Below are 24,395 nucleotides of genomic sequence, written 5' to 3'. Positions count from 1 at the left end.
AATTTTCTCTACAGCGAAGGAATAAAGGGGGTTGTAACCAGGAGGATAAAGATATCTCTATCAAGTTGTATCTTATGCAGGGTATTGATAGTGATCTCTTCTCCTCCGTTTGAGTCCAACATTACAATTGAGTCACTGACTACATATGTTGCCAATTACAATGCCGATCCACCATTAACTTGAGATTAGCCACCACAACCACAGCCACCACGACAGCCACGATGACCACATTCACCACGATGACCACAGTCGCGATGACCACAGTCGCGATGACCACAGTCGCGATGACCACAGTCACGATGACCACAGTCGCGATGACCACAGTCGCGATGACCACAGTCACGATGACCACAGTCACGATGACCACACTCACCGCCCTGGATGCCAAATTCAAGGATCTCAACCTCTGCCAGGTTCTCGTCGGTCAGATCAATGAAATCGATAAATTGTTCGGAAAGCTTAATAGCTTTTTCCTGCTTGTCATGATCGTCACGATTCATGAGTGGTGCTCCTTTACGTATTGCCTGTGGTGCCGGGTATTATCTGGCCTGCCATTCATTTGGATGAGCGAAACTAGCCGCGTCCAAGCGGCGTTTCCAAATGCTTTTTACAGCCTGCCATTCATTTAGATGAGTGCCGCCGTCTGGGAGACGAAGACCGTTCATCAATAGCATGGGAACAACCACAGGCACAGCCACAGTTGCAACTGCAGCCACAACCACAGCCACAACCACAGCCACACTGCTGATTGCCCTGACCACCTTGAATGCAAAAATCAAGGATATCAATTTCTTCCAGGTTCTCGTCGGTCAGATCAATGAAATCGACAAATTCTTTAGAAAGCCTGGCAGCTTTTTCTTGTTCGTCATGAGCATCATAATTCATGGCAGATGCTCCTTTCTGTGCTGTGTTGCTTATCGGTCAGGTTGTTCCCGGCTTGTAGCAATCTCGGCAAATTTTAAGCGTCTGCTGTTGCAGATCTGATCCCTACAAAACAAACTACGCGGTTAAATGAAATGGGGGGCGTATACACAGGAGATTGAAACAGGATTGATATGTGATAAATCAAGGATGACTTATTTATAAAAATATAGTAGTAATAATGCAGATATCTGTATACACAATGACATATAAATAGGGGCAAGTCAATAGAACTGCGAATTACTCTGTATACAGGGGATGGAGAATATATACGCGATAACTGTGGGGATGGTCACATATAGATAGCGCTAATATTTCAGGCTGGGTTTGCAGCTGATAGGGCTATAGATAGTGTCTAGACTGAAAGATATTAGTAGTGACGCATATGGTTGGTGATTAAATTCTGCAAATAGTCTGCGGCCTCTTGTGCCGTCATTTCAGGATGAAGTTTGCGGATATCGAGATTGCCTTCGCTGCGACGAATCTCCCTGATATCGGCTTCGAGGTTAAGGTGGTGTTGTTCTGTTTTATGTTCTTTAGCTGGTTGTTTGTCATTATGAAATAGGTGAAAGATGCTCATTTTGTTTGTCCTTTTCTGAAATTTTTGGGGAATCTCTATTCAGTGATTAAATGTAGATCATTGCCCTCCATCTTGATATACCATCTGTGAGAATAGGCTTATCGCTATGTTTCTCTGTATGCATGCGCTGACGCGCCCGAACCTTTTATTTATTAATACGGAACAGGTGCTTTGCACCTGTTCCGTATTAATAAATAATTATATAAGTATTTTAATATAAAAGACGCGTAATTTGATTTTTTATTGAATCTGTGTCCTTTGGAGGGAAAGCGGGGTACAGGGGCGGCCGCCCCTGTACCCCGCTTTCCCTCTCTCCGTCCTTCCCTCGGAAGGACGGAGAGCTTTTTTATTTTTGTCCGTAGGTGACGTAGAATCTATATTGGGTATGGAACTGTTCCCATTCTTTGGCGAGACCTTGTAAGACGCGATCAAAGTCGCGTTCGGAGACGTTGAGCGCCTGACAGCAGGGGGCTTTTAAGCTGGGGAAGCCGGCAAGCATATCACGTGCTAGCAGATCTCCGATACGGCGCTGTTCGCCCTGTCCCCAGGCACCAACTGGGAGATCGAAGGTTTGGACTTTCACTTTGGTCAGGCCTGCGCGCTGCAACAGGGGTCCTAGCTGTTCAATAATTGTTGCATCAATGCCTCGTGACTGGCTTAGTGCTATCCACCATGACAGGAATTGTTGGGTTAGCGGGCCCGTCCGTAAGAAGGCATTGCCAGCCTCTACTAATTCTACCCAGCCCCAACACGTGTGACACGAGTAATCTCACTGATGACAAAAGGCCATTGTTTGGCTGGGATGCCTGCTACCAGTAAACGTTGATGGACAAAATCAAAGGATTGGTCGGGAAATGGGAGGCCGCTCAAAATATTGCTGGCAATAAAACGATAATTGGGGCCGATAGCTGGAAGTAGCTGTTGTAACGAATGATCCAGGTCCAGGCCGATCACCTGTGTCTTAGGATATAGCATTGCCATTTCTTGTGGCCAACGACCGGTTCCACAGCCTACATCCAGGATAGATGCAGGAGATTCACTCATCGGAGCCAGCGTATTGCCTTTAAGCACCTGACGCAATAAATAATGTTGGAAATCCAGCCTGTGTGTCTCCTGTAGATTGCGCGGAAGTAAATACATATCCCCTTCAAGTTGATTGATCGCAAATATGCCACTGGGTGACATTTGATCGTTTACAGAAGGGTCACCTGTTTGCTCACGCCGAAAAAATCTCATCATTATCGTATTCCTTCTGTTGAATGCCATTAAAAATAGCAGGTTGCTTGCGTTAATGTAAGCTGAATATTGTGTATATTCATGTAAGAATACGCGCGAATTCATCTATCAGATACAAGATGATTGTGGCTCTTCCTCTGATATTGCTGTATTTATGGTGTGTTATAGCACTAGCCTGCCTGGTTGATAAAATATCTGTTGGAGTAAAATATGGGGCTTGTAAATCCGTGTGGATGATGCGTATCTATTTATCTCTGATAGAAGATGTTGATTGCAAAGTGAGATGAGATTGTTATCTGCCCTGTCCAGGTAATACAATCGTCCTGTTTGATAGAGATCCATTTCTCTTATACAATGTGTAAGTATGCTTGAAAGGAGGGATGAGATGGGCAAACGTCAACAACGTTCGCGGCAGCAGCGGCAGAAGCTAACCTTTGCCAGCAAACACGTTTACAAATCTCACTCCGCCTGGTCAGTGCCGAATGAGAATGCATGGTGGGAGCAGTGCGAGGCGCTGATGGAGTATTTTCCCGAGGGCGTGATTGCATGTGATCGAGAAACCAGGATTATACATATTAATGCCGAGGCTCGCATGCTCTTTGAAATAACCTCGTCAGAGCATTGGATGCATGCTTATTGTGAGCAATTCTTTCAATTTTACACGATGTATGATGAGCGGCAGCAGCCTCTATTCGCACAGCCATGGTTGCGCTTGCTGATTGATAATCAGGTTTGTGTGGATGCACACGAACAACCTATCTTTTTTCGGGTCCCCTCTGGCAAGAAACGTGCAAGTATTCTCTATTGCTCGCCACTGCTCAATCACCAACAAGCGGTTATCGGCGTTATTTTTGTTTTTCACCGTATTCTGGATCGCTATCAAAAGGCCCTGCACCTACAATGTGTGTATGAAGCGATCATGAAGATCACCTCTTCCCTTGAGCACATGCCCGAGGCTATAGATCATGCATTTTCTGACGCATCTATTCTGTTATCGCCACCTGTACTATTTGTCGCGCAGCAGTTAGCTGTGGTGATTCATAATATTCTGGATTGTCAACGCGTAGCTTTGCTGGCATTCAAGCTTCCAACGGACTATATCTACTATGTAGGAGGCAGCGGCTTAACTGCTGAGCAAGAACAGTATCTGCGAGAACGGGGTGGGCGCTTACAGCTTTCAGAGTTCCTGGATGAAACTATGATCATACACCTATGTGCTAATCAGGAAGTATTAATCACCAGTGATCGCTTGCGCAGATCGCTGATCTTTCCATCTGATACTCCTATCGAAAGCCTCTTATTAGTCCCACTATTTGTGGAGCAGAGGATGGTTGGAATGATCCAGATCGTCAAGGCGCGTTTAAACAACGAATACACAGCGGAGGAGATCGCACTGGTAAAAATAGTTGCCAGGCACACTATTCTGATTATTGAATGTATCTGCTGCTTGCAAAGGGCTGAAATGCAGACGAGAGAACTTGTGCTGAATGAAGTCAAGCAACTCACCACTGATTTCCTGACCCTGGCGGCTCATGAATTGCGCACACCGCTGACAGGCATGCTGGGCAACGTTCAATTAGCCCAGCGCCGCATAGAGACCTTGATGCGCCAGTGTGTGTCTCAGTCCGTTCCCTCAGCAGAGCAGTTCGAGCGCTTGCAACAGCCGCTGGAATCGGCCGCTCAAAGCGCCAAATTGCAGCAACGCATGATCAACGACCTGGTTGACGATGCACGTATCCAGAGCAATCAGCTTACATTGAATCTAAAGCCCTGTGACCTGAAAAAGATCGTTTTAAATACAGTGGACCAGCTACGCCATGATGCTCCTGGGCGTACCATCTTTCTCAAGATGGACGACGCAATAAGGCCAGAGCTGATTGTGCGTGCTGATAGTGAACGTATCATACAGGTGCTCACCATCTACATAGAGAATTCCCTGCGCGCGACATCTATGGAACAACCTGTTACGGTACAGCTCAGGGTTGAACATAATGCGGCCCATGTTCTGGTTAATGAGCAAGGGCAAAGTCTCTCAACTGAAGAGCAAGCCCATCTTTGGGATCGTTTCTACCGCTCTAAGAACAATGCGATACAACACGAGCTAGATTTAAGTTTGGGCCTGGGTTTCTATCTGTGCCGCGAATTTATGAAATGCCATAATGGAGATGTAGGTGTGATCAGTGATGCCGTACGGGGGACGACTTTCTGGTTTTGTTTGCCGCTGATCAAACCCATAGAGCAATAACTTTAGAATTGCTAATGTGAAGCGTGTCACTCCTTTACGCCCGCCCGCACCACATAAGATGACTTCTTGAGCGCCCAAGGCGCGCAAACTCAGTCGTGAAGATTGCGGAGCTGATGAGAGCCTGGCGCATTTTACAAACCCATTGGAGTCTGTGGACCAGCGGAAAGCGCTTCCTGGATGATTAAACTGAGATAGTGGTCCTGGGAGGCCTCGGCCAGGCCATAAAACTCTACCCCTTCATCGATGTACACGGCCATCTTTTCAAGGCAGGTCGCGATGGCAATCTCATCATCGGTCAAGCGTGCAGGCTTAAAGGGATTCTGGTAGATCCATTCAGAGCCTGCCAGGATGCCTTTCAGATAATAGCCCTCAAGGTTGCCATTCTCGCCCGCATTTTGGCGCTGTAACGTGAACGAGATTGGTGTCTGTACGTCTTGCAGGTAGCGTACTTCATTATTATTGATCTCGCCGCGCTCGCCGCGTATTAACAGGCGTGGCGAGCGTATCCAGGAGAAATACTGCTCATCGCAGAAATCATAGATGCCGAGCTGCTCACCAAAATTAAGTGAGGCAATCACCTGTCGAGAAGGCTGCAAATTATTGAAATAGGCTAGTTGGGCCTACCACTACTAACATTTATGGAGAAGTATCTGGCATATATAGAGTAAATGACTACCTCGTCCTTTCGCTAGTATGGCTTTTTAAGCTGATATCTGTCAATGGCGATATATAGAAGATCAGCGCTATTTAATATTTCTCTTTGGCGCCTGCGGCGCCGGGTTGGGGGTGTGGAGTGTGAGGAGTGGGCGGCCGCAGCCGCCCACTCCTCACACTCCACACCTGAAAGATGTACATTCTCTGGACGAACATGAAATAGCCCTGATAGAAGATAGCCGCCCTGCGTATGAGTCACTCGCAAGGCGGCTATCTCTATAGCAATGAGGCTTTAGTTCTTTGAGCTGGCAAACGCCAGGGCTTCTTGTGCCAGTGCCAGCCATGATAATTCAGAGGATGGGGCCAGTACAAACCACTCTTTCATTAAACGGCCATCGCGGCGAGGATCGAAGCGCTCCCCGGCGCCGAAAGCGACAAGGGCATCCACCCTGGATTTTGGTATTTTAACTACCAACCTTCCTCTGACGAGCATCGCGAAGATCTTATTCTGAAATTTTAGTCCAGAAGATCCGAAACTTTTTCTGGCCTTAGGGCCGTCCTCGGGCGGTTGTACACCTGGATAGCCAAGGAGCTCACCAACGACGCCCGCAAAACGCTCTTCGGGCGTCCTGGATGTATCAGTCATGAACAGTATACCTCCCACTTAAAAAATATTGCTATAGTTCATTAATCAAGCTGGCAGCAGCTATTCGGTGGTGTATCAAGACCTTAAATGGCGTTGGCGTAGGCGCCAAAATCATACGGGCTTAACTCGGTGCTGATGATATGTCTTATCGTGCAAATAATAATTGCACGACGGTTATTGGAGCGTACCAATTAAATTTTTATAACTTTTAATGGCTCGGACGCAGGGTATGCCAGGCGGCCCGGGCCAGTTCTTGTTGGGCTGTGTGGAAATCGCTGTTCTGGCGTGTCTTAAGCCAGCGGCGTACAAATTCGCGGCTGGGTCCAAGCAGCAGGGGAACATAGAGTTGATCCGGGTAAAGGGCAATGCTCCCATCATCGATAAAAGGGCGTAACCAGGCCATAATATGTTGGGAGACAGCATCGGATGATTGTTGAAGGGATTGTACCTGCGCGCTCAAATATTCGGTGCTATCAGCTTGAATAATATATTGGCCCAGGTCTGGATTAGCTGCGAACCAGCCAAGATAGGTAGAGACCAGTGTCTTGATAACCTCTTCCAGAGACAATCCTGGCGTATCCATGATAGCCTGTAGATGAGAATTCAGGCCTTTGCGGCCTTCCAGGTATAATGCTAGCGCCAGCTTCTCCTTGTTTTCGAAGTGGTGATAGATACTCCCTGTGCTGGCGCCAGACAACTGCCGAATATCCTCCATTGTAGTTTCGGTGTAGCCTCTGGTCGCAAATAATTTGAGAGCCGCCATTAAGATCGCTTGCCTGCGTAAAGCGGTCGTTTCGCTTCGGTAGGAAGCACTTTCAACCATATTAATCGCTCCTTCTATTTTTGCAGCATCTTCTTCCGTGTAGATACCGCATCATCCAGGCGGTGCAATCGATAGGAATACCAGCGGGGACGATGGATGTCGCGGCTAGCCGCACTTGAGCGGCGTTTCCAATTGTCTGTGAAAAATATGCCAGGATTTTGTTCGCACAACATTGTAACATAACCTTGACTAGAATGCTATTCTAGAATATTATTCTATTGATATGTACCTCTCTATTGTCCGCAAGCACTGCAATTTTCAGGAAGGAGAATCCATGGATACTGCGACCTCCAATGTGGACTCGCAAAAAGCACGGCGTGTTTCGCGATCACAGAGACCAGTTGGTCCTCACTATAAATGGGTTGCGCTCACAAACACAACGCTCGGCGTACTCATGGCAAGTATTGATGCCAGTATTGTCTTGATTTCGCTACCCGCAATTTTTAAAGGTATTAACATCAATCCATTGGCTCCCGGAGAAACCAATTACTTCCTCTGGATGTTATTAGGCTATATGGTGGTGACGGCGACCTTATTGGTAACATTTGGCCGCATCTCCGATATGTTTGGTCGTGTACGTTTATATAATCTAGGTTTTGCCATTTTTACCGTTGGTAGTATTTTGTTATGGCTCACGCCTGGTACAGGTAATACCGGGCATTAGAACTCATCATCTTCCGTTTTGTACAGGGTATCGGAGCTGGTTTCCTATTCTCCAATAGCGCTGCTATCCTGACGGACGCCTTTCCGGCTCATCAACGAGGATTTGCCCTAGGCATTAACCAGATCGCGGCCATTCTAGGATCGGTAATCGGTCTGATCCTGGGTGGTATCCTCTCTTACTTCAGCTGGCGACTCGTCTTCCTGGTGAGTGTCCCGGTAGGTATTGTCGGCACCATCTGGGCGTATACCATGTTGCGTGAAGTGGCTACCATTCGTGGCAGACAGAAAATCGACTGGGCTGGCAATGTCACCTTTGCCGTAGGCGCAACAGTGCTATTGCTGGGCATCACCTATGGTATCGAGCCATATGGTGGCTCACCGACCGGCTGGGGCAATCCGCTGGTGATCGGCGCATTGATCGTTGGTGTCCTGCTCCTGATCGCCTTCATCTGGATCGAACTACATACAGAAGATCCGATGTTCCGGCTCGACCTGTTTAAAATTCGCATGTTCGCCGCTGGAAACGCCAGCAGTTTTCTGGCCAGTATCGCCCGTGGTGGCCTGCAATTTATGCTTGTCATCTGGCTACAGGGTATCTGGCTGCCTCTGCATGGCTATAACTATGATGTCACTCCCCTCTGGGCTGGTATCTATATGATCCCGCTCATGGTTGGCTTCTTGCTAATGGGTCCATTGAGTGGCTATCTCTCGGATCGCTTTGGCGCGCGCATCTTCTCGACCACTGGCATGCTCATTCAAGCGGTCAGTTTCTTACTGCTCACATTTTTGCCCGCGAACTTCGATTACACCTGGTTTGCGGTCCTGATCTTCTTCCTGGGACTGGGACAAGGCATGTTCTCATCTCCTAATACCTCATCGGTAATGGGAAGTGTGCCAGCCGAACAGCGAGGTGTCGCCTCTGGCATGCGTGCCACCTTCCAAAACTCAGGTTCAATTGTGAGTATTGGTGTCTTCTTCAGCATCATTACAGCCGGCCTGGCCGCCGCCTTACCGAGCACGCTTGCCAATGGCTTAACCACAGCTGGTGTGCCCGCCGCGATTTCCGATAAGATCGCCCATCTTCCCCCCACATCGGCATTGTTTGCAGCCTTCCTCGGCTACAACCCGATGCAGACCTTGATTCCCCATCCTGTGTTGACATCTTTACCGGCAGCCAACCAGAGCAATCTGTTAGGTCATAGCTTCTTTCCTAACCTGATTTCATCTCCCTTCATGTTAGGAATCCATAACGTCTTCTATCTCTCAGCCGCCATGTGTCTGGTTGCAGCCATCGCTTCGTTACTGCGCGGCAATGGCCAGCAGAAGACCGTTCCAGTGGAAAGCGAGAGCGAAGATATCAACCTGGAGCAGGTCTCAACCTCAAGCCAGGTCAAATAAGCGACATAAATTTGTTTGTTTAGAACAGCAAAAAGAGAGTTTCTTGCTCTGATTGGGTATTGAGCAAGAAACTCTCTTTTTGCTGTAAATCAGAGCGGGAACTTTATTGTCCTGGAACACGTCAATACTATAACTGCGACGAAGCAGAGAGTGGTAATACGATTTTTCTCATCTATAAAGTTGAGAGAAAGGGAAACAGATGAAGAGCAAAAGTTTTACATATACCTGGCCGATCATGTGTACGCTATTACTAATGATATTCGTGTTAGCTGCCTGTGGTGCAAACCAGACCAGTGATCAATCACAATCCAGCACAAAGACATCTACCCCCACAGTGCAAGCTACCCAGAGCGGCAGCGCCCAGACAGCTACTCCTGGTGCTACTCAGGGGTACTGTGGCAGCATCTCACAAATGTTGCAGCGCTCCTCTGCTTCAACAGGAAAAAGTGATCCCCAGCAAGTCGGGAATTGTTTCTGGAATGCGTATCAGACGTGCACACCCGCCTCACTCAATTACGTGGTAGGTAGTGTAGATACCGTAACGACACGCACCTTCCTGATCCAGAAAACGGGTAGTGGTTGTTTGGTACAGGACAAATTACAGATGCGTGTAATACCTCGTCCGCCGCAAAAAAGCCAGCTATATACCTGTTCAGCTATAAAGATGCAGGCAACGGCATTACAAGTACTTAACTGCCAGACTGACGGTACTATTACCCTTTCCCTTATGAAGAAATAAGCTCTTAACATGTATTAAGCACAACAACAAAAGAAGAGACAGGTTTTGGCCTGTTCTCTTCTTTTGTTATGCAAAAAATTACATAAGAAATCGGTTTGATTACATAAGAAGAAAAATAAGAACAATATGCAGTGCAGCACAAAAAAGAATTTTTTTCTTATACTAGCAGTGATTTATTAAGGACTATATAAAAAATTAAGAGTTAATTAAAAATGAATTAAGTGATTGTAATATATTGATAATAGCAAACAGAAAAAACTTCAATAAAGGTTTTAATGTTCTTGCTAGAGATACTTCATCCCCCATTGTATTTAAGGAGGCTTATTTTGAAAAGACGGCCAAGACCAGTTCTTTTCCTGCCACTCCTACTTCTGGCCTTTGCGCTCTTACCTTTAACTAGCGCTTTTGCAGCCAGTGATAATGTTGCCGGGCAGCAACAAAAAGTCCATTTCTTTCCCCATCTGGGAAAATCAAGTGGAGCAGTTACGGCAGCAGTCGTAAATCCAAATGCCACAAACATGGGTTACTATGGAGGATCGGTACAAGGTGGTACCACTAACGTCTACGCTATTTATTGGGAGCCAACGCACAACGTATCTTCAACCTACCACAGTCTCATTCAACGCTACTTCAATGATGTCGGCGGATCTGGCCTTTACAAGAACAACACCCAGTATAAAGATTCCAGTGGCCGTATTCCATCTGGTACTCATCTGGTAGCTACCTGGACAGACACAGCAGGTTATCCTGAGAGCCCATTGCTGGATAGCGACATCCAGAATGAAGTCTCTCGTGCACAGAGCGTGAATCACTGGTCATCCAGCCTGACCAACATCTTCTTTGTCTTCACCCAGGCCAACCAGGATATCTGTTTTGATAGCAGTTACAGCCAGTGTGCATCCAATGCCTTCTGTGCCTATCACAGCTACTTTGGTAGTAACACCATCTATGCCACCATGCCATATGCTGCTAGCTTCAGCTGTAACGGTGGACAAGGACCAAATGGTGACCAGGCTGCCGATGAAACCATCAATGTTACCTCACACGAGCAAATGGAGGCTGCGACCGACCCCTTGCTCAATGCCTGGTATGACAGCAGTGGCGCTGAAATTGGCGACAAATGTGCCTGGAACTTCGGTAGTTCAAACGGCGCTAATGTCAGCTGGAATGGCCACCCCTACCGTGTGCAAAAAGAGTGGGATAACAAAGCCAGAGGTTGTGTCCTGACAGGGCCCTAAAATTACCCCATCCCATTAATAATTGAAAGGTTCCCGTCGCTTGCAATGTGGCAAGCGGCGGGAACCTTTTTTGTGCGTCCACAGATTATGATCGTTGGGTACAATTGGAAATTGTCGATTGTGTATCATCATCTTAAGAGGATTAAATGTTGCGCGTGGGTAAAGTCTATAGTGTGAGAAAGAATAAAGCCTGTGTTACGACGTGTACTTGCTGGAAGTCGTTATCTGATCCTGCTTGCAGTAGCGGGCTCATTACTTGCCTCTATTATTTTATTGCTCTATGGAACCATAACGATCGTAAAATTAGCAATAGAGCTTGCTATCCATCCTATTTTCACCACCGAAGATGCCAAACCTCTGTCGGTAGCGTGTATTGAAGTGATTGACCTATTCTTGCTCGCAACCGTTCTTTATATCGTTGCATTAGGACTCTATGAGCTTTTTATTGGCTCTGATCTTCCCACATTTCCATGGCTCGTGATCGAGACGCTTGATGATTTGAAGGTTAAACTCATTGGTGTTATTATTGTACTCTTAGCCGTAACCTTTCTCGCCTATGTTGTTGAGTGGAAGGGGAGCAATAACATACTTCCCCTCGGGGTAGGCATTGGCCTCATTTTATTTGCCCTGGGTTTTATTCTCAGCAAGGTAGATACCAATCATTCACCGGAGGAACCAGGGCCACTACATGAAGCCAATGGAGACTCCTAGCATCAGATTCGAGCATGCATTCCAACTGACAACAATGTAGCAACTTGCTATTGGACTGGTTTTTTGCCGATAGCGGTTAGCATATGCCACACACCTTTGAAGTCCTCGTGCAGCATTTCGATGCGTACCTGGCGCAAAGCCTCTGTGAAATCCTCCTGCGTCATAGCTTTGCTGTGCAAAAACAGAGGTAACAATGTAGTAAAAGTCACCACGAAATTGTCATATTGACTCTTATGTAATTCAGTTTGGAAAGAAAAATCGATGGGATGGGGATAGAGTGTGATACCTCCAAAGCCGCTTTGAGTCAGCAAATTTTTCAGGGATGATGCTACACCCAGACCACTACCATCGCTAGAAAATCCATAGCCCAGCGCGCTCACCGCCTGGTATGAACTCTTGAGCATTTTTTCAAGGGTCGGACTCGGCCCTACAGTCATTTTATCGCTTTCACTGATGCGTATAATCCCGCCGGGACGCAGGATACGTCGTATCTCAGCCAGTACTCCAGGCCAGGCAGTGCTCAATAAGAAAGTTGCCGCCAGGCGGATATTAACCAGGTCAAATTCAGCCGCAGCAAATTCGAGAGGCTGGAGTACATTGCCATGGACAAAGATCGCGTTCCCGCGCCCCTCGGCAGCCGCCCGTGCCCGTGCATATTCGACCATTTGGATACTTACATCTAATCCAACCACTTCACACCTGGGATAGCGATAAGCCACATCCAGTACCCAGCCACCAGGCCCACAACCGATATCTAAAATATGCATGATATTTTTGGGGAGGGTCGTAAATTCAGGTAAAACCCCTCCCATGCCCTGTGTAAGCAAGCGATCTTGCTCAGACAAACGTGTCATCTCCAGGCCGCTCTCTGGATCTGTGATATAAGTATCTTCGCGCTCCATCATACCCTCCCATTTGTTATTCCTCTATATAGATGGAATTGTACATGGCAAGAAAAAGAAATACAATAAGCAACCTTTGATAAATGAGTATAAATTAGCGGATGAATGATGTTAAAATGACCTGCATTCATTATCGAGGATAAAAATATGGAACATAAATTTAATCATGTTAAATTTATGTTCCATATACAGATTATATTAAATAATATTTAGTGTATTAAAGGATATGCAAGTCATACATCACTGTGCCTTATTGGTAGCTCTGCATCTAGTTACATATATGTAGCGTACTACAATTGTCTACAGTAAGCTCTTGTTTAAGACACGTTTTTAAACAGCAGTAATGAATATCGTTTAAAGAGTTTATTGTGCTTTTTAAATTTGCAATTATAAGGACCGAAAATTTTATGACGAGCAAGAACTTCAGATTCACACGAAAAACGCGTGTGATAGCAATGCTGGTAGTTCCAGTTACGGTTCTATTCATAGGTGCCTTGCTGGCTACACAATTTATGCACGGGGCAGCCAGGGCTGCTACAAGCAATGTGAAGCAACCGAGCGCACAGGTACGCAATTATACCTTTTACATCCGGGATAACTGGATGAAAATGCCCGATGGCCAACGTATTTATGTCATAGGCTACACTGACAAACCCCAGGGGGCCGCACAGGTACCGGGACCTGCGATCGTTGTTGATCAGGGAGATACCGTTAATGTTACCGTGATCAATGATAAGGCTAGTTTAAGTAACAACTTTCCAAATGCCGCTGGGAATTTAACCACCGCGCCTCTGCAGACTGTCGATGGGTTGCAGCTGCCATCGGAACTTGATAAAGAGATTGGTGCGGGCCCAATCGCCAAAAGTGGACAAAATTGGCAAAAAGTCAGCTATCATTTTGTCGCCCAGCAGCCGGGCAGCTATCTCTATCACGATGCCACCCCCATGCATGCCCAGATGGGGCTGTATGGTGCCTTAACGATTAAGCCCAAAGGAATTTTAAGCCGAGCATACCCTGGCGCTCCACCTTATAACAAGGAATATACTTTTGTGCTCAGTGACATGGACAGTGATGCGCACAAAAGCACCTATGATAATCTCACTAAAGGGAGCGCGGCCGTAGACTGGACCAAATACCATCCCAACTACTTCTTCATTAATAGTAAAGTCTGGCCGGACACAATGATGGACTCCAACGACTCCCTCAACGTCACTGTTGGACAGACCGTGCTGGTGCGCCTCATCAACGCTGGTTCAGAAGTCCATATGATGCATACACATGGCCATCACTTCCAGGTGATTGGTGCCAATGGACAGAAGCTAGCCCACCCATATTACAAGGATACCTTGATGCTAGCGCCGGGCGAGACCGCGGACATCAGTTTGTTCTTAAATAAGCCGGGCCGCTATATGTTCCATGATCATATCGAAGCCAATACCACTAACAATGGCGTTTATCCAGGCGGCATGATGACCATGATCAATATTAATTTGCCTAATGGACAAAATCCGGTGGCGATGCCAGATATGGGTAATAAGTAGTATATGGAAAAGAAAGAATTGAATTCTATGAAGAAGCAAAGGACTCGGCTCGCCATCCGCGTACTCTTATTAATGCTGGCCTGTATCGTTACTGGTATGCTTGGGGCCTGTAATCTCCCATTCGGAGGCTCAGCCGCAGACTCAAAGAGCGGCTTACCCATTCCCCAGACACGAAATTTTAAACTCTATGTACGAGACAACTGGCTAACCATGCCCGATGGTAAAAAAGTCTATGTCTTCGGCTATACAGATAATCCCAATGGCCACGCTCAGATACCAGGGCCGCCCATTATCGTAAATGAAGGAGACAAGGTCAATGTCACCCTGATTAACGATAAAGATCCGACCCTGACCAAATATAATCCCGGTGGCGATGGCCACACCATTCACCTGCATGGACTCGATCTATACAGCACTTCTGATGGTGACCCCATGACAACCCCTCCTCGCTCTGCCAGTGGGACTCCGCTGCCTTCGGGTAGCAAGCAGAAAGATGAGAAGACCGGTTCGCTCAAGCAGGGAGAACAATTCACTTATAGTTTTATCGCTGATCATGCTGGGACCTACTGGTATCATTGTCATGAAGCGACCCCCGAGCATATTCAAATGGGTATGTATGGAGCCGTGATTGTTAAACCAATTGCCCACCCCAATCAGGCATATCTCAACAGCCCAAAGTTTGATCTGGACTCGACCTTTGTGCTCAGTGATTTAGACCTGCCCGGCCACAATAATGATTACAGTAAATTGTATAAGAACACACCAGACGTTGATTGGACCAAGTCCAAAGTCAGTTATGCTTTGCTGAATGGTAAGGCCTGGCCCGCGACCAACCAGGATCCTCGTTCAACTATTAATGCGAAAGCAGGGCAGACAGTGCTATTGCGTCTGATCAATGCAGGTACCCAGATCTTTACATTAAGTGCACCAGGTCTCAAATTCCAGACCGTTGGCACCGATGGACGCAAATTGGACCAGTATCCTATAACCGACTCGGTTATTATCGGTCCAGCCGAACACAATGATGTGCTTGTCCATTTCGATCATGCTGGAAAATATATTCTGCACGAGCACATAGACGAAAATGTACCATCCAGTGTACCGACGACAGATGGGAATCTGACCACCATCACTGTCAGATAATGCTATAAGCGCATATATGTATTAGCGCAAGTAGAGTACCTCCATACATAACGGAGGTGCTCTACTTGTTTTTATTTGACGGAGATGTAGGAGTTTGCCGAGCGTGATAAAGGTAAGAATAAACAAGCGGAAGGTACTATATTCTAGAGGATAAACAAAATAGTTGACGTTGTCATATTATTTACGTAAAATATATAACTGTAAAACCTATTTATATATTTTTGGAGGCTCTCTGTATGGTAGATCAATCACTTCTTATTGGGAGACAATTAGGCAATTACCGTATGGAAGGCCTTATTGGACACAGTAGTAGCAGTGAAGTATATCGAGGAACACATGTGCAATTGCACCGGCAGGCAGCGGTCAAAATCTGGCATATACAGCTAAGCGAGAGCGAATGGCAAACGTTCCGCCGCGAAGTGCAGATCCTCTCTCTACTCGATCACCCTAATATTTTACGTGTCTTAGATGTGGGTAGGGAGCAAAACGTCCCATTAATGATAATGGAAGATGTGGCCAATGGCACCTTGAGGCAACGTTTAAAGGATGGCCAACGCTTACCATTATCGATTGTCGTAACCTACATCAAACAGCTTGCTAGCGCCCTGCAATATATCCACGATCATCGTTTGGCCCATCTTAACATCAAGCCCGAGAATATTTTATTAGATGGACAGAATAACGTACTTCTGAGCGATGTGCGTATCGCTACCATTGTGCGCCATATCGCGTCCAAAAACAGCCAGCTGAACATGAGTAATATTCAGTATATGGCTCCAGAGCAGGCTATGAATCAGCCACACTTAACGAGCGACCAGTATGCCCTGGCCGCCGTCGCCTATGAATGGTTGATTGGCGTTCCCCCATTTCAAGGTTCATACAACGCTATCCTTGAGAAGCACCGGATGTCGCCGCCACCTTCTCTGCTTGATAGGCTGCCAACGCTGCCAGAAGAGGTAGAGCGCACCCTGTTCACCGCCCTGGCTAAAGACCCTACCCAGCGCTTCCCGCGCATCACAGACTTTGCAGATGCCCTTGAGAAAGCCAGCTATCAAAAGCCCAGAGCGCGTAGTGAGCATGTGACCAACGAGATCAGTCCTATCTCAAATGCAGGGCAAAAAGCAACGGGTACCACCTCACAATTTGCCCGTTCTTTTTCATCCTCATTGCGCCCAAAAATGAATCTTACATCAGTCACTTCCTATGGTCAGCTCTGTGCATTGCCAGAGCCTGTCATGAGTCTAGACTGGTCTGCCGATGGCAAACAGATTGTCGCTGCTGGCGAAGGGCGCACCATAGCTATCTGGGATATTGCATCCAGGCAGGCCATTAAAACCTATCAGAGGCACCGAGGTAAAGTGCAGATGGTTGCCTGGGGGCCGAAAGAGATGAGCAAATCAATCGCTTCGGCCAGTAGTGAGGGAAACATTCAGGTCTGGAACGTCAACACAGGCACGCAACAGGCCTCCTGGCTTGAAGACGCCCCTATCCAATATTTTACCTGGTCGCCTGACGGCCAATTTATTGTTTCGCTTAACATTGCCGGAAACAGCATCAAGATCTGGGACGTCAAAACTGGTCGGCTCGTAATTCAATACAAAAGCAAGATTCAGCAATTGCAGGCCCTGGATTGGTCCGCCGATGGCACCTATATTGTTGCCGCCAGTAAAGAGGGTTCAATGCAGATGTGGTTTGTCGGAACTGGCATGGATGGGGACCGAGAAGCATTGCAGCGTGAGCAGACCCGGGTTTATCAGCGAACAGCAGTAAGCAATATTAATGCCCTGGACTGGGCTCCTAACAAGAAACTGCTGGCCTATGGTGGAGGCAACAATAGTGTCGATATCTGGAATCCTATTACGGGTATCTCGCCGGTTCATTATGACCACCACACAGGACCCATTCACTATGTCCAATGGTCTCCGGATGGAACAACCATCGCCTCGGCCAGTGCCGACAAATCGGTACAAATCTGGGATTCCGCCAAGGGGAAAGAGATCTATAGCTATCGCGGCCATACTGACAGTGTCAACACTGTCAGGTGGTCGCCTGATGGCAAACTGCTTGCCTCAGGTAGTAGTGATAGAACCATTCATATCTGGAGTCCCAGCTAAGCTCATTGGTTATCTCTGGATGTGTCAGACTCCCATTCGCATGGGAAGCGTGTCGTTTCTATGCGGACGTGCGCATGCGCGCCCGAATCTTTTTATTATAGGATGCAGAAAATGTTCTTCGCACATTTTCTGCATCCTATAATAAAAATGGACCAGAGTTATGAAGGATAATAGCGCATTTTATGCACTACATAAGAATACTTTGTGCTGACGCAGGCGCGCAAATTTAGACGTGAAGAGAGTAATTCGCATATATTGCAGCAGATGCACAAATTTGTGCATCTGCTGCAATATATGCGAATTACTTATTGTTTTTAGGCCTGGCGATTGGCGATGTGGAGCAGGATCAGGGCCAGGGTTAATAGGATTACCAGGGCGAGCACGCCGATAGCGTAGTAATCGTCGGTGGTCAGGCGATACTGATGCAGGGATGTGCGTTCGCGTTTGGTACCAAAGGCGCGAGCATCTACGACCATGGCGGTCACAGAGGTAGAGCGTAGCGAGCCGATCAATAGCGGGACTGTGATGGTGGGGATGGCGATCACGACACGGGTGATGTAACCAGGCCAGGCTGCGACCTCCCACCAGCGCGGGCGGCTTAAGTCATAGCCGCGCAGTTGTAGTACCTGCAGTAAAACGGTGGTACGCTCGATCAATTGGGGCAAGAAGCGCAGTGCCACCGTAAAGGCCAGGCCGACCGCGGCCGGCATGCGAAATTTGTAGAAGGCCCAGATAATTTCGGCCGGGGTGGTGGTGAGCAACAGGATCAGTGAAGCCGACAGGGCCACAATCACACGTCCCGCCTGTTGCACTCCATAAAGCAGACCATCAGTGGATAGGCCAGGGGTTCCTAACCAGCTCAGAGTCGGTGGAAAGACAAAGAAGAGATGGGCATTGGAGTGTGAGGTAATATAAAACATACCTTGCGACCAGATTAAACCAATGGCTGGTGTAAAGACCAATGTTAATACTACGCGGACTCGGGTAGCTGAGGGCCGCACTAGAATCCAGGGAATGACGGTGAAAAGTAGCAGGGCATAGACAAAGTTCCAATTGAGTAGCACACTTAAGATGCCGATAATGAATGGATAGAGCACCTTTATGCGCGGGTCCAACCGATGTACAAACGAGGGTCGTGGTTCATATGAGAACAGGTGGCGCAAACCTTTGGCTCCAATTAATGTGATGAAGAGAACTGGTAAGCTCAAAGGCACCACAAACATCAGCACATAGCCCAGTATGGTTTGTCCAGCAAGGGTGTGAAAGAAAAAATTATGTAGCCAGGGTATCATGAATGTGCCTCGATCGACTGGAGCGCTTGCAGAAACGCCTGGACGCTAAGCGAAACCTGGGGAGCCTGTCCACTACAGAGACGAGAGTGGAGCTGAGCAATGGGTGGCGCCAGGATACCATAGTCGGCTAGCTCGTCAGTATGGGCGAACACATAGCCAGGTGAGCCATCCAATACAATCCGGGTATTGTGCAGCACAACCATGCGATTAGCGTACTCGGCCACCGCCCCCATATTGTGGGTAATCATGACATAAGTTAAAACTTCACGTTCCCGCAAGGATTGTAAGAATTGTAGAAACGCACGGGCGTGCCCTTCATCTTGTCCCGTCGTAGGCTCATCCAGGATCAATGCCTGTGGATAGCGTGCTAGCAGCGCGCCGATCGCCAGACGTTTACGCTGGCCATGGCTCAGGTGAAAAGGATTTGCCGCACGATCGGCGGTCAAATCTATGATCTCGAGCAGTTTTTCCACGGTATAGGGTTGCTGTGTGCGCTGCTTGCGGCCGCGCTGATGCTTGACGCCAAACAGCAATTCTTGTTCGACCGAAGCCGTGAACAGCATTTTATCCGCAGCCTGAAACAGATACGCCATATATTCTGCCTGGCGTGAAATCTGTCCGGCCACCACTGGCTTACCACCATAGAGTATCCTGCCACGGGTGGGCGCTTGAAAGCCCATGGCAAGAGAGGCCAGCGAGGTTTTGCCCGTGCCATTGGCGCCCACAATCGCCAGCCAATCCTGAGCCTGAACTGTCAGATTAATATCTTGCAAGATCTTTTTGTCGCCATATGACAGTCCAACCTGTTCCCAGTTCAGAACATGATTAGTACCTGCTGCGCTAGCCTGGTCGGGATAGACCGAGATGGCAGATTGGCGTTGGGCGTGTTCGAGCAGCATCGTAGAATAAGATGAATGCGCGAGGGCGGCATAGGCCTCATCGGAGGTCAGGGGAAGCGTGTGCTGGAAAACATCTGGCAGGGCGTTGGCCAGTGAAACCATTTGCGGGACCGAAACTTCTAAGCGCTGCCAGGCGGTTAAATCCCTGAATGCGTTGCGTGGAGGGGCATCCACAATAATATGACCTGCATCCATCAACAAAACCCGATCCACCCAGGGCACAACCTCATCAATCTTATGCTCAACCAGCACGATGGTCCAGCCATACTGCTTATTCAACGTATGCAGTACACTTAATACCTCCTGGGTTCCCACAGGATCGAGATCGGAGGTTGGTTCATCAAGTACCAGCACCCGTGATTGCATGGCCAGGGTGGCTGCGATAGCGACGCGTTGCTTCTGACCGCCCGAAAGTGCGAATATCTCCAGTTTACGCGCGTATTCCATACGCGTATAGGCCAGTGAAGTAGCGACCCGTTGTTCAACTTCACTATGTGGTAGAGCCAGATTCTCAGGCCCGAAGGCGACCTCAGACTCCACATCCAGATGGACAAGTTGCTCATCGGGATTTTGAAAAACGATACCAATGTGTTGGGCCGCTTCATGTACCTCCATGGTACCAATCTCTTGCGAGCCCAGATAGACATGACCTTCAAATGTACCAGCGATACGCGATGGTATGAGCCCCGCCAGGGCCAGGGCGAGGGTTGATTTTCCGCATCCCGAGGGACCTGCGAGCAAGACGAACTCGCCCGCAGGAATAGTTAATTGTACAGAACGTAACACCGCCCGGCTTGCACCAGCATAGATGAAGGATACATTATCGACGTGCAGATCCGGCATGGTTATCCTTTGAGTTCTGTACTTGTCTCGACCTCTGTCGCACTATTTTCCGCCACTGGTTCAGCCGGAGCGGCTGTATCAGCTGCTACTTCAGCAGGAGCAACCTCAGCGGCAGGAGTCGTATCAGCAACTGGCTGAGTAGCTGCATTGCGCGACAAGACAAAGGCGATAATGGTGACTACCAGTAAGATGGCCGCAGCGATCAAGACAGTGGTTCCATCCGACATATGCAGCGTGTTATTGCTGGTATCGTCTGGATGGTAATTAGCTACCACCATATAGATACCATCAAGGGCAAGTAGAATGGTTAACACCAGGCCCGCAATAGCTATACGTCTGAGTGTAAGACTATTCATAATGATCCCCCTTCCCCAAGAGCACTATTAGCCGGTACATCCTGCGGCTCTTCAACTGGCCTGGTCGGTGTTGGGATAGCAGCAGGGTTAACCGAGCGAGCGATACGCACAGCCAGAGGACCCGAGATAGCAGCCTCAACCCCATTACCAATCACATTGAAGAGTGTGTAGAAGAAGATATAGCCCAGCGTTTTTGTTTCGCCCTGGATAAAGGGCCCTAGAAAAGCACTCTGAACTGTAACCGCCGGGAAGGCTCGCAGCGCACCCATGATCAAACCATCTACGACCGCGCTCCAATCGCCTTTGGAAAATACCTGGCCACCGCGCAACACGATATACAGATCTACGAATAAGCCCTGCAGCAGACCGTAAGGCCACATTAACACATTGATGCCAGTGCCGCTGTAAAGCAACTGCATCAAGATGAAGTTCAGGAAAACCATGGCGGTCGCACAACCAGGCTTGCGGATGAGTGCGATACCAACCATTAAGAGGAACATATAAGGGAGATCGTTCAAGGCTAAAAGGTGTCCGAAGGGAATCAACTGAATGATTGGCGTAATAAACTGATCGCCAATCAAGTTGTCATACACCTCAAGCAGCACACCCATGATCGCAATGATCAGAATGTCCTGAGTTGTCCAGCGGGCAAAATTACGACTGCGCTGATAAATAAAATAAATACCGGCGATCACGACCGCCCAGATAATGATGTACACAACAAGGCTTGTCGGATATGGCAAATTAACCGTTGTTGTGCCTTCCCAGGATTTAGGAAGCATGTCCACACCTCCAGATGAAAGAACATAGTCAAACAAGATGTTAAAAAGGACAATATAAAAGGGCACTGTGAATGTGATGGATTAATCCTATGCCAAGTATACGTGGTTTTATTTAATTAAAGGTAATATCATTATTAAATACTAGTAAACTATATGTAACTACAAATATTAAAAAGAGTTAGATAAATACATGCTCTCATCCAGTTTTGCTAAACCCTTCCATATAATAGATGCCCCGTGCTCATCTCGCACAGGTCACTATGACATTTGTCATCCTGGGATCATGACGAGCTTCACTATCGATCTGCGCGTTTTCCATTTATACTCATAGCAGATAACAAGATTTGAACAACATGACTGAGGCGTAGTCGCCAGCACAACTGAAGTTTAGTGTGCTGGCCTTATACCACTATATATGAGAGGATGAGTATTATATGGCGACACTTTTTTCACTCTGCAGCTTTTTAGCACTCCCTTTCTGGGCCTTGATGATTGTGCTACCGCATTGGAAATGGACCAGGCGCATCATACAATCGCCGCTGATCGTGGCGCCACTGGCCCTGCTCTACATAATTCTGGTATTGCCGCATGTGGGCGAGATTTTTCTGACCGTTGCCTCGCCAACCCTGGCGGGTATTGCCAGTTTGCTGAGCTCGCCGCTCGGGGCAACGATTGCCTGGGTACACTTCCTGGCCTTTGATCTTTTCGCTGGACGTTGGGCTTATCTGGAAAGTCAGGAGCGCCACATCAGCGCCTGGTTAATGGCCCCCATCCTCTTTTTCACTCTCATGCTAGGCCCATTGGGCCTGCTCCTCTTCCTTGGCGTGCGCGCGCTAAAATTAAAATCTGCCAATGATGCACAGGATCAAAGCGTGGTGGAGGCGAAAAACTAAATATAGGGTTGTGGGTTGATATATAAGAAGAAGATAGAGCACTATTAGTAGCTCTATCTTCTTCTTATTGTGCGTGTGTTACTAGACCGTTCCGACCGGGAATGGCAGCTCACGATTGACCTGGATTGCATGTTCCTGGAAGTTGCGCTCCAGGTAGTCATGGTAGTCAGGGAGATGAGGTTGATACTCATTGTGCATCAGATTTGAAGAGATCAAGAAATCGGCTGACGACCGATTACAGGCGATAGGGATATTCCAGACCACCGCGATGCGTAAGAGCGCCTTCACATCAGGATCATGAGGTTGCTGTTCAAGCGGATCCCAGAAGAAGATCAGCACATCAATCTCCTGGGTCGAAATTTTCGCCCCGATCTGTTGGTCACCACCCAGCGGTCCACTTTGCAGTTTGTGAATAGGGCGGCCAAGTTCTTGCTCTAATAATTTACCGGTTGTACCCGTCGCATACAACTCATGCTGGGCCAGGAAAAGTCGATTAAACTCAGCCCATTCCAGGATATCGCGCTTCTTATTATTGTGCGCGATGATAGCAATGCGTTTGCTCTGTCGCAAGGGAAATCTCCTTACATACTCATGTCGTCGGGATATTAAATTGGACACATAAGCTATTTGCTACCTTGCTACCATGCAAGCATAAAAAAGGCACAGAATTGTGGGGGTATCGTTACCAGGAAGGAGCGTTCCAAAGGAAATTTGTGGTCTCGCTGCAGTACAAGACGCGAGGATAATTGTATCTGATGTATTAAGCATTTTAACTGGCGGAAAACCATCTATGGATCTCCACATTCAATTTGTATCATATGTGCACGGCACTTGTCAAGAAAGCCCTGCCATATGGCAGGGCCTTTCAATTTATACTCAAATCTCCTGCATACCGCCTTATCCTTTAAGGCCAGTCGTCACGATGCCCTGGACAAAGTACTTCTGAGCAAAGAAGAAGAGGATCAGCATGGGAAGCACGTAGAGCACGCAGCCTGCGGCCAAGACATTGATCAGTGTCAGACCATGGAGATCGGCATAGCCATGACTGATCGCCACGGCCAATGTCGTATTATCAGAATCCAGAAAAAGTGTTGGGCCCAGAAAATCACCCCAGACTCCAGTAAACGCAAAGATCATCGAGGTCGCAATTACTGGCTTTGAGAGCGGCAGAAAAATCTGCCAGAAGATACGTCCATAGCCACAGCCATCGACGATCGCAGCTTCCTCTAATTCTTGTGGAATCGAGGCAAAAAACTGTCGAAAGAGAAAGCTCAAGAAAGGCGAACTAGCCAGTCCCCACAGTACCCAGGGCCAGTAAGTATCTACCAGGCCAAACTGTGAAAAGAGGATATAAGTTGGAATGATACCTACAATAGATGGAAGCATCATTGTCGAGAGCATCAGCATAAACAGTGGGCGTTTGCCCCAACCCCGTAAGCGCGCGAAGCCGAAACCCACCAGCGAACTGGTTGCGGTAATCAAGACGGATTGGATGGTTGAGAGCGCAAACGAATTCCAGGCAAAGTGCCAGTAGTCAATCAGTGTGACCGCCTGAACAAAATTATTCCAATGTACATGATCTGGCAACCACGTAATAGGAAAGGCATCCAAATCTGCGGGTGATTTAAGCGCCGTAAGAATCAGCCAGGCAAACGGAGCAATAAAGAGGAGGGTAAACACGATTAATAGTATGAGTACCGCGATATTGCCAAATATCTTGTGCGTGGCTACGGATTTGCGCTTTGTCGTCCTGGATGATAGTTGGATACTGCTCAT

At 47.7% G+C, this 24,395-nt stretch carries 25 protein-coding genes and 1 pseudogene; 9 read left to right on the top strand and 17 right to left on the bottom strand.

What is annotated here, in order from left to right:
• Window positions 1–8 precede the first annotated feature (8 nt).
• The 6 genes from EL645_RS39665 to EL645_RS29005 all read right to left on the bottom strand — a co-directional run bounded on the left by EL645_RS39665 (window position 9) and on the right by EL645_RS29005 (window position 2,740).
• The gene (locus tag EL645_RS39665) at window positions 9–155 is read right to left on the bottom strand and encodes a hypothetical protein (protein WP_161977786.1); all 147 of its coding nucleotides are present in this window, start codon (window positions 153–155) and stop codon (window positions 9–11) included.
• Window positions 156–185: 30 nt separating this feature from the next.
• Window positions 186–500 (bottom strand): hypothetical protein, encoded by a 315-nt coding sequence (locus EL645_RS38935; RefSeq protein WP_136625313.1) that lies wholly within the window; start codon window positions 498–500, stop codon window positions 186–188.
• 121 nt (window positions 501–621) lie between these two features.
• Window positions 622–885 carry a hypothetical protein gene (locus EL645_RS29020; RefSeq protein WP_126555140.1) on the bottom strand — a complete coding sequence of 88 codons (264 nt, stop codon included), beginning with the start codon at window positions 883–885 and terminating at the stop codon, window positions 622–624.
• A 406-nt stretch (window positions 886–1,291) separates the two neighbouring features.
• Window positions 1,292–1,501, bottom strand: a complete 210-nt coding sequence (locus EL645_RS29015) for a hypothetical protein (RefSeq protein WP_126555137.1) — start codon at window positions 1,499–1,501, stop codon at window positions 1,292–1,294.
• 346 nt (window positions 1,502–1,847) lie between these two features.
• Window positions 1,848–2,108, bottom strand: a complete 261-nt coding sequence (locus tag EL645_RS29010) for a hypothetical protein (protein WP_126555134.1) — start codon at window positions 2,106–2,108, stop codon at window positions 1,848–1,850.
• Between the two features lie 128 nt (window positions 2,109–2,236).
• Window positions 2,237–2,740, bottom strand: coding sequence for a class I SAM-dependent methyltransferase (locus EL645_RS29005; protein WP_161977785.1), 504 nt, complete (start codon window positions 2,738–2,740; stop codon window positions 2,237–2,239).
• 382 nt (window positions 2,741–3,122) lie between these two features.
• Between EL645_RS29005 and EL645_RS29000 the strand changes: the two genes are divergently transcribed.
• A complete protein-coding gene (locus EL645_RS29000; protein WP_161977784.1) occupies window positions 3,123–4,982 on the top strand; it encodes a PAS domain-containing sensor histidine kinase in 1,860 nt (619 codons plus the stop codon).
• Between the two features lie 131 nt (window positions 4,983–5,113).
• Here EL645_RS29000 and EL645_RS28995 read toward each other — a convergent pair whose 3' ends face one another.
• The 4 genes from EL645_RS28995 to EL645_RS39655 form a co-directional block, all read right to left on the bottom strand.
• Window positions 5,114–5,560, bottom strand: a complete 447-nt coding sequence (locus tag EL645_RS28995) for a hypothetical protein (protein ID WP_136625312.1) — start codon at window positions 5,558–5,560, stop codon at window positions 5,114–5,116.
• A 368-nt stretch (window positions 5,561–5,928) separates the two neighbouring features.
• Complete coding sequence (locus EL645_RS40295; protein ID WP_126555123.1) at window positions 5,929–6,282, bottom strand: hypothetical protein; 354 nt, start codon at window positions 6,280–6,282, stop codon at window positions 5,929–5,931.
• A gap of 208 nt (window positions 6,283–6,490) precedes the next feature.
• Window positions 6,491–7,105 carry a TetR/AcrR family transcriptional regulator gene (locus EL645_RS28985; RefSeq protein WP_126555120.1) on the bottom strand — a complete coding sequence of 205 codons (615 nt, stop codon included), beginning with the start codon at window positions 7,103–7,105 and terminating at the stop codon, window positions 6,491–6,493.
• 14 nt (window positions 7,106–7,119) lie between these two features.
• On the bottom strand, window positions 7,120–7,278 hold the full coding sequence (locus EL645_RS39655; protein ID WP_161977783.1) for a hypothetical protein: 159 nt from the start codon (window positions 7,276–7,278) through the stop codon (window positions 7,120–7,122).
• Window positions 7,279–7,379: 101 nt separating this feature from the next.
• Between EL645_RS39655 and EL645_RS28980 the strand changes: the two are divergent.
• From EL645_RS28980 to EL645_RS28965, 4 genes and pseudogenes are all read left to right on the top strand, one after another.
• Window positions 7,380–9,166, top strand: a pseudogene (locus EL645_RS28980) (MFS transporter).
• A gap of 199 nt (window positions 9,167–9,365) precedes the next feature.
• On the top strand, window positions 9,366–9,905 hold the full coding sequence (locus tag EL645_RS28975; RefSeq protein WP_126555118.1) for a hypothetical protein: 540 nt from the start codon (window positions 9,366–9,368) through the stop codon (window positions 9,903–9,905).
• A 326-nt stretch (window positions 9,906–10,231) separates the two neighbouring features.
• On the top strand, window positions 10,232–11,143 hold the full coding sequence (locus tag EL645_RS28970; protein WP_126555116.1) for a hypothetical protein: 912 nt from the start codon (window positions 10,232–10,234) through the stop codon (window positions 11,141–11,143).
• Window positions 11,144–11,335: 192 nt separating this feature from the next.
• Window positions 11,336–11,854, top strand: a complete 519-nt coding sequence (locus EL645_RS28965) for a YqhA family protein (RefSeq protein ID WP_126555113.1) — start codon at window positions 11,336–11,338, stop codon at window positions 11,852–11,854.
• 47 nt (window positions 11,855–11,901) lie between these two features.
• On the opposite strand, the gene EL645_RS28960 is transcribed toward EL645_RS28965, so the two are convergent.
• Window positions 11,902–12,759: a class I SAM-dependent methyltransferase gene (locus EL645_RS28960; RefSeq protein ID WP_126555110.1), complete on the bottom strand. Its 858-nt coding sequence runs from the start codon at window positions 12,757–12,759 to the stop codon at window positions 11,902–11,904.
• Window positions 12,760–13,163: 404 nt separating this feature from the next.
• Between EL645_RS28960 and EL645_RS28955 the strand changes: the two genes are divergently transcribed.
• From EL645_RS28955 to EL645_RS28945, 3 genes are all read left to right on the top strand, one after another.
• A complete protein-coding gene (locus EL645_RS28955; protein WP_126555106.1) occupies window positions 13,164–14,297 on the top strand; it encodes a multicopper oxidase domain-containing protein in 1,134 nt (377 codons plus the stop codon).
• Between the two features lie 27 nt (window positions 14,298–14,324).
• Window positions 14,325–15,440 carry a multicopper oxidase family protein gene (locus EL645_RS28950; protein ID WP_161977782.1) on the top strand — a complete coding sequence of 372 codons (1,116 nt, stop codon included), beginning with the start codon at window positions 14,325–14,327 and terminating at the stop codon, window positions 15,438–15,440.
• A 236-nt stretch (window positions 15,441–15,676) separates the two neighbouring features.
• Window positions 15,677–17,554, top strand: coding sequence for a serine/threonine-protein kinase (locus EL645_RS28945; RefSeq protein ID WP_126555100.1), 1,878 nt, complete (start codon window positions 15,677–15,679; stop codon window positions 17,552–17,554).
• 314 nt (window positions 17,555–17,868) lie between these two features.
• On the opposite strand, the gene EL645_RS28940 is transcribed toward EL645_RS28945, so the two are convergent.
• The 4 genes from EL645_RS28940 to EL645_RS28925 form a co-directional block, all read right to left on the bottom strand.
• Window positions 17,869–18,708 carry an energy-coupling factor transporter transmembrane component T family protein gene (locus EL645_RS28940; RefSeq protein ID WP_371865833.1) on the bottom strand — a complete coding sequence of 280 codons (840 nt, stop codon included), beginning with the start codon at window positions 18,706–18,708 and terminating at the stop codon, window positions 17,869–17,871.
• Between the two features lie 134 nt (window positions 18,709–18,842).
• A complete protein-coding gene (locus EL645_RS28935; RefSeq protein ID WP_126555094.1) occupies window positions 18,843–20,588 on the bottom strand; it encodes an ABC transporter ATP-binding protein in 1,746 nt (581 codons plus the stop codon).
• Between the two features lie 2 nt (window positions 20,589–20,590).
• A complete protein-coding gene (locus tag EL645_RS28930; RefSeq protein WP_126555092.1) occupies window positions 20,591–20,944 on the bottom strand; it encodes a hypothetical protein in 354 nt (117 codons plus the stop codon).
• Window positions 20,941–21,726: a hypothetical protein gene (locus tag EL645_RS28925; protein ID WP_126555090.1), complete on the bottom strand. Its 786-nt coding sequence runs from the start codon at window positions 21,724–21,726 to the stop codon at window positions 20,941–20,943. The genes EL645_RS28930 and EL645_RS28925 overlap by 4 nt, the downstream gene beginning before the upstream one ends.
• A gap of 434 nt (window positions 21,727–22,160) precedes the next feature.
• Here EL645_RS28925 and EL645_RS28920 point away from each other — a divergent pair, with 434 nt between their 5' ends.
• Window positions 22,161–22,619 (top strand): ABA4-like family protein, encoded by a 459-nt coding sequence (locus tag EL645_RS28920; protein ID WP_126555088.1) that lies wholly within the window; start codon window positions 22,161–22,163, stop codon window positions 22,617–22,619.
• Window positions 22,620–22,700: 81 nt separating this feature from the next.
• Here EL645_RS28920 and EL645_RS28915 read toward each other — a convergent pair whose 3' ends face one another.
• Window positions 22,701–23,189, bottom strand: a complete 489-nt coding sequence (locus tag EL645_RS28915) for a methylglyoxal synthase (RefSeq protein ID WP_126555087.1) — start codon at window positions 23,187–23,189, stop codon at window positions 22,701–22,703.
• Between the two features lie 327 nt (window positions 23,190–23,516).
• Window positions 23,517–24,395, bottom strand: coding sequence for a carbohydrate ABC transporter permease (locus tag EL645_RS28910; RefSeq protein ID WP_126555086.1), 879 nt, complete (start codon window positions 24,393–24,395; stop codon window positions 23,517–23,519).

It is taken from the genome of Dictyobacter kobayashii (assembly GCF_003967555.1).
In the GTDB taxonomy this organism is placed as follows: Bacteria; Chloroflexota; Ktedonobacteria; order Ktedonobacterales; family Ktedonobacteraceae; genus Dictyobacter; species Dictyobacter kobayashii.
Note: the sequence above shows the minus strand (reverse complement) of the source record. Positions and strands in the feature narration are given on the sequence as shown.

What these genes read in the sequence shown, in the direction of transcription:
- EL645_RS28910 (WP_126555086.1), bottom strand. Translation starts at nt 24,395, where the DNA reads ATGAGCAGTATCCAACTATCATCCAGGACGACAAAGCGCAAATCCGTA.
- EL645_RS28950 (WP_161977782.1), top strand. Translation starts at nt 14,325, where the DNA reads ATGAAGAAGCAAAGGACTCGGCTCGCCATCCGCGTACTCTTATTAATG.
- EL645_RS28935 (WP_126555094.1), bottom strand. Translation starts at nt 20,588, where the DNA reads ATGCCGGATCTGCACGTCGATAATGTATCCTTCATCTATGCTGGTGCA.
- EL645_RS38935 (WP_136625313.1), bottom strand. Translation starts at nt 500, where the DNA reads ATGAATCGTGACGATCATGACAAGCAGGAAAAAGCTATTAAGCTTTCC.
- EL645_RS29000 (WP_161977784.1), top strand. Translation starts at nt 3,123, where the DNA reads ATGGGCAAACGTCAACAACGTTCGCGGCAGCAGCGGCAGAAGCTAACC.
- EL645_RS28920 (WP_126555088.1), top strand. Translation starts at nt 22,161, where the DNA reads ATGGCGACACTTTTTTCACTCTGCAGCTTTTTAGCACTCCCTTTCTGG.
- EL645_RS28930 (WP_126555092.1), bottom strand. Translation starts at nt 20,944, where the DNA reads ATGAATAGTCTTACACTCAGACGTATAGCTATTGCGGGCCTGGTGTTA.
- EL645_RS40295 (WP_126555123.1), bottom strand. Translation starts at nt 6,282, where the DNA reads ATGACTGATACATCCAGGACGCCCGAAGAGCGTTTTGCGGGCGTCGTT.
- EL645_RS28925 (WP_126555090.1), bottom strand. Translation starts at nt 21,726, where the DNA reads ATGCTTCCTAAATCCTGGGAAGGCACAACAACGGTTAATTTGCCATAT.
- EL645_RS29015 (WP_126555137.1), bottom strand. Translation starts at nt 1,501, where the DNA reads ATGAGCATCTTTCACCTATTTCATAATGACAAACAACCAGCTAAAGAA.
- EL645_RS29020 (WP_126555140.1), bottom strand. Translation starts at nt 885, where the DNA reads ATGAATTATGATGCTCATGACGAACAAGAAAAAGCTGCCAGGCTTTCT.
- EL645_RS29005 (WP_161977785.1), bottom strand. Translation starts at nt 2,740, where the DNA reads ATGATGAGATTTTTTCGGCGTGAGCAAACAGGTGACCCTTCTGTAAAC.
- EL645_RS28960 (WP_126555110.1), bottom strand. Translation starts at nt 12,759, where the DNA reads ATGATGGAGCGCGAAGATACTTATATCACAGATCCAGAGAGCGGCCTG.
- EL645_RS28945 (WP_126555100.1), top strand. Translation starts at nt 15,677, where the DNA reads ATGGTAGATCAATCACTTCTTATTGGGAGACAATTAGGCAATTACCGT.
- EL645_RS28985 (WP_126555120.1), bottom strand. Translation starts at nt 7,105, where the DNA reads ATGGTTGAAAGTGCTTCCTACCGAAGCGAAACGACCGCTTTACGCAGG.
- EL645_RS28955 (WP_126555106.1), top strand. Translation starts at nt 13,164, where the DNA reads ATGACGAGCAAGAACTTCAGATTCACACGAAAAACGCGTGTGATAGCA.
- EL645_RS28975 (WP_126555118.1), top strand. Translation starts at nt 9,366, where the DNA reads ATGAAGAGCAAAAGTTTTACATATACCTGGCCGATCATGTGTACGCTA.
- EL645_RS39655 (WP_161977783.1), bottom strand. Translation starts at nt 7,278, where the DNA reads ATGTTGTGCGAACAAAATCCTGGCATATTTTTCACAGACAATTGGAAA.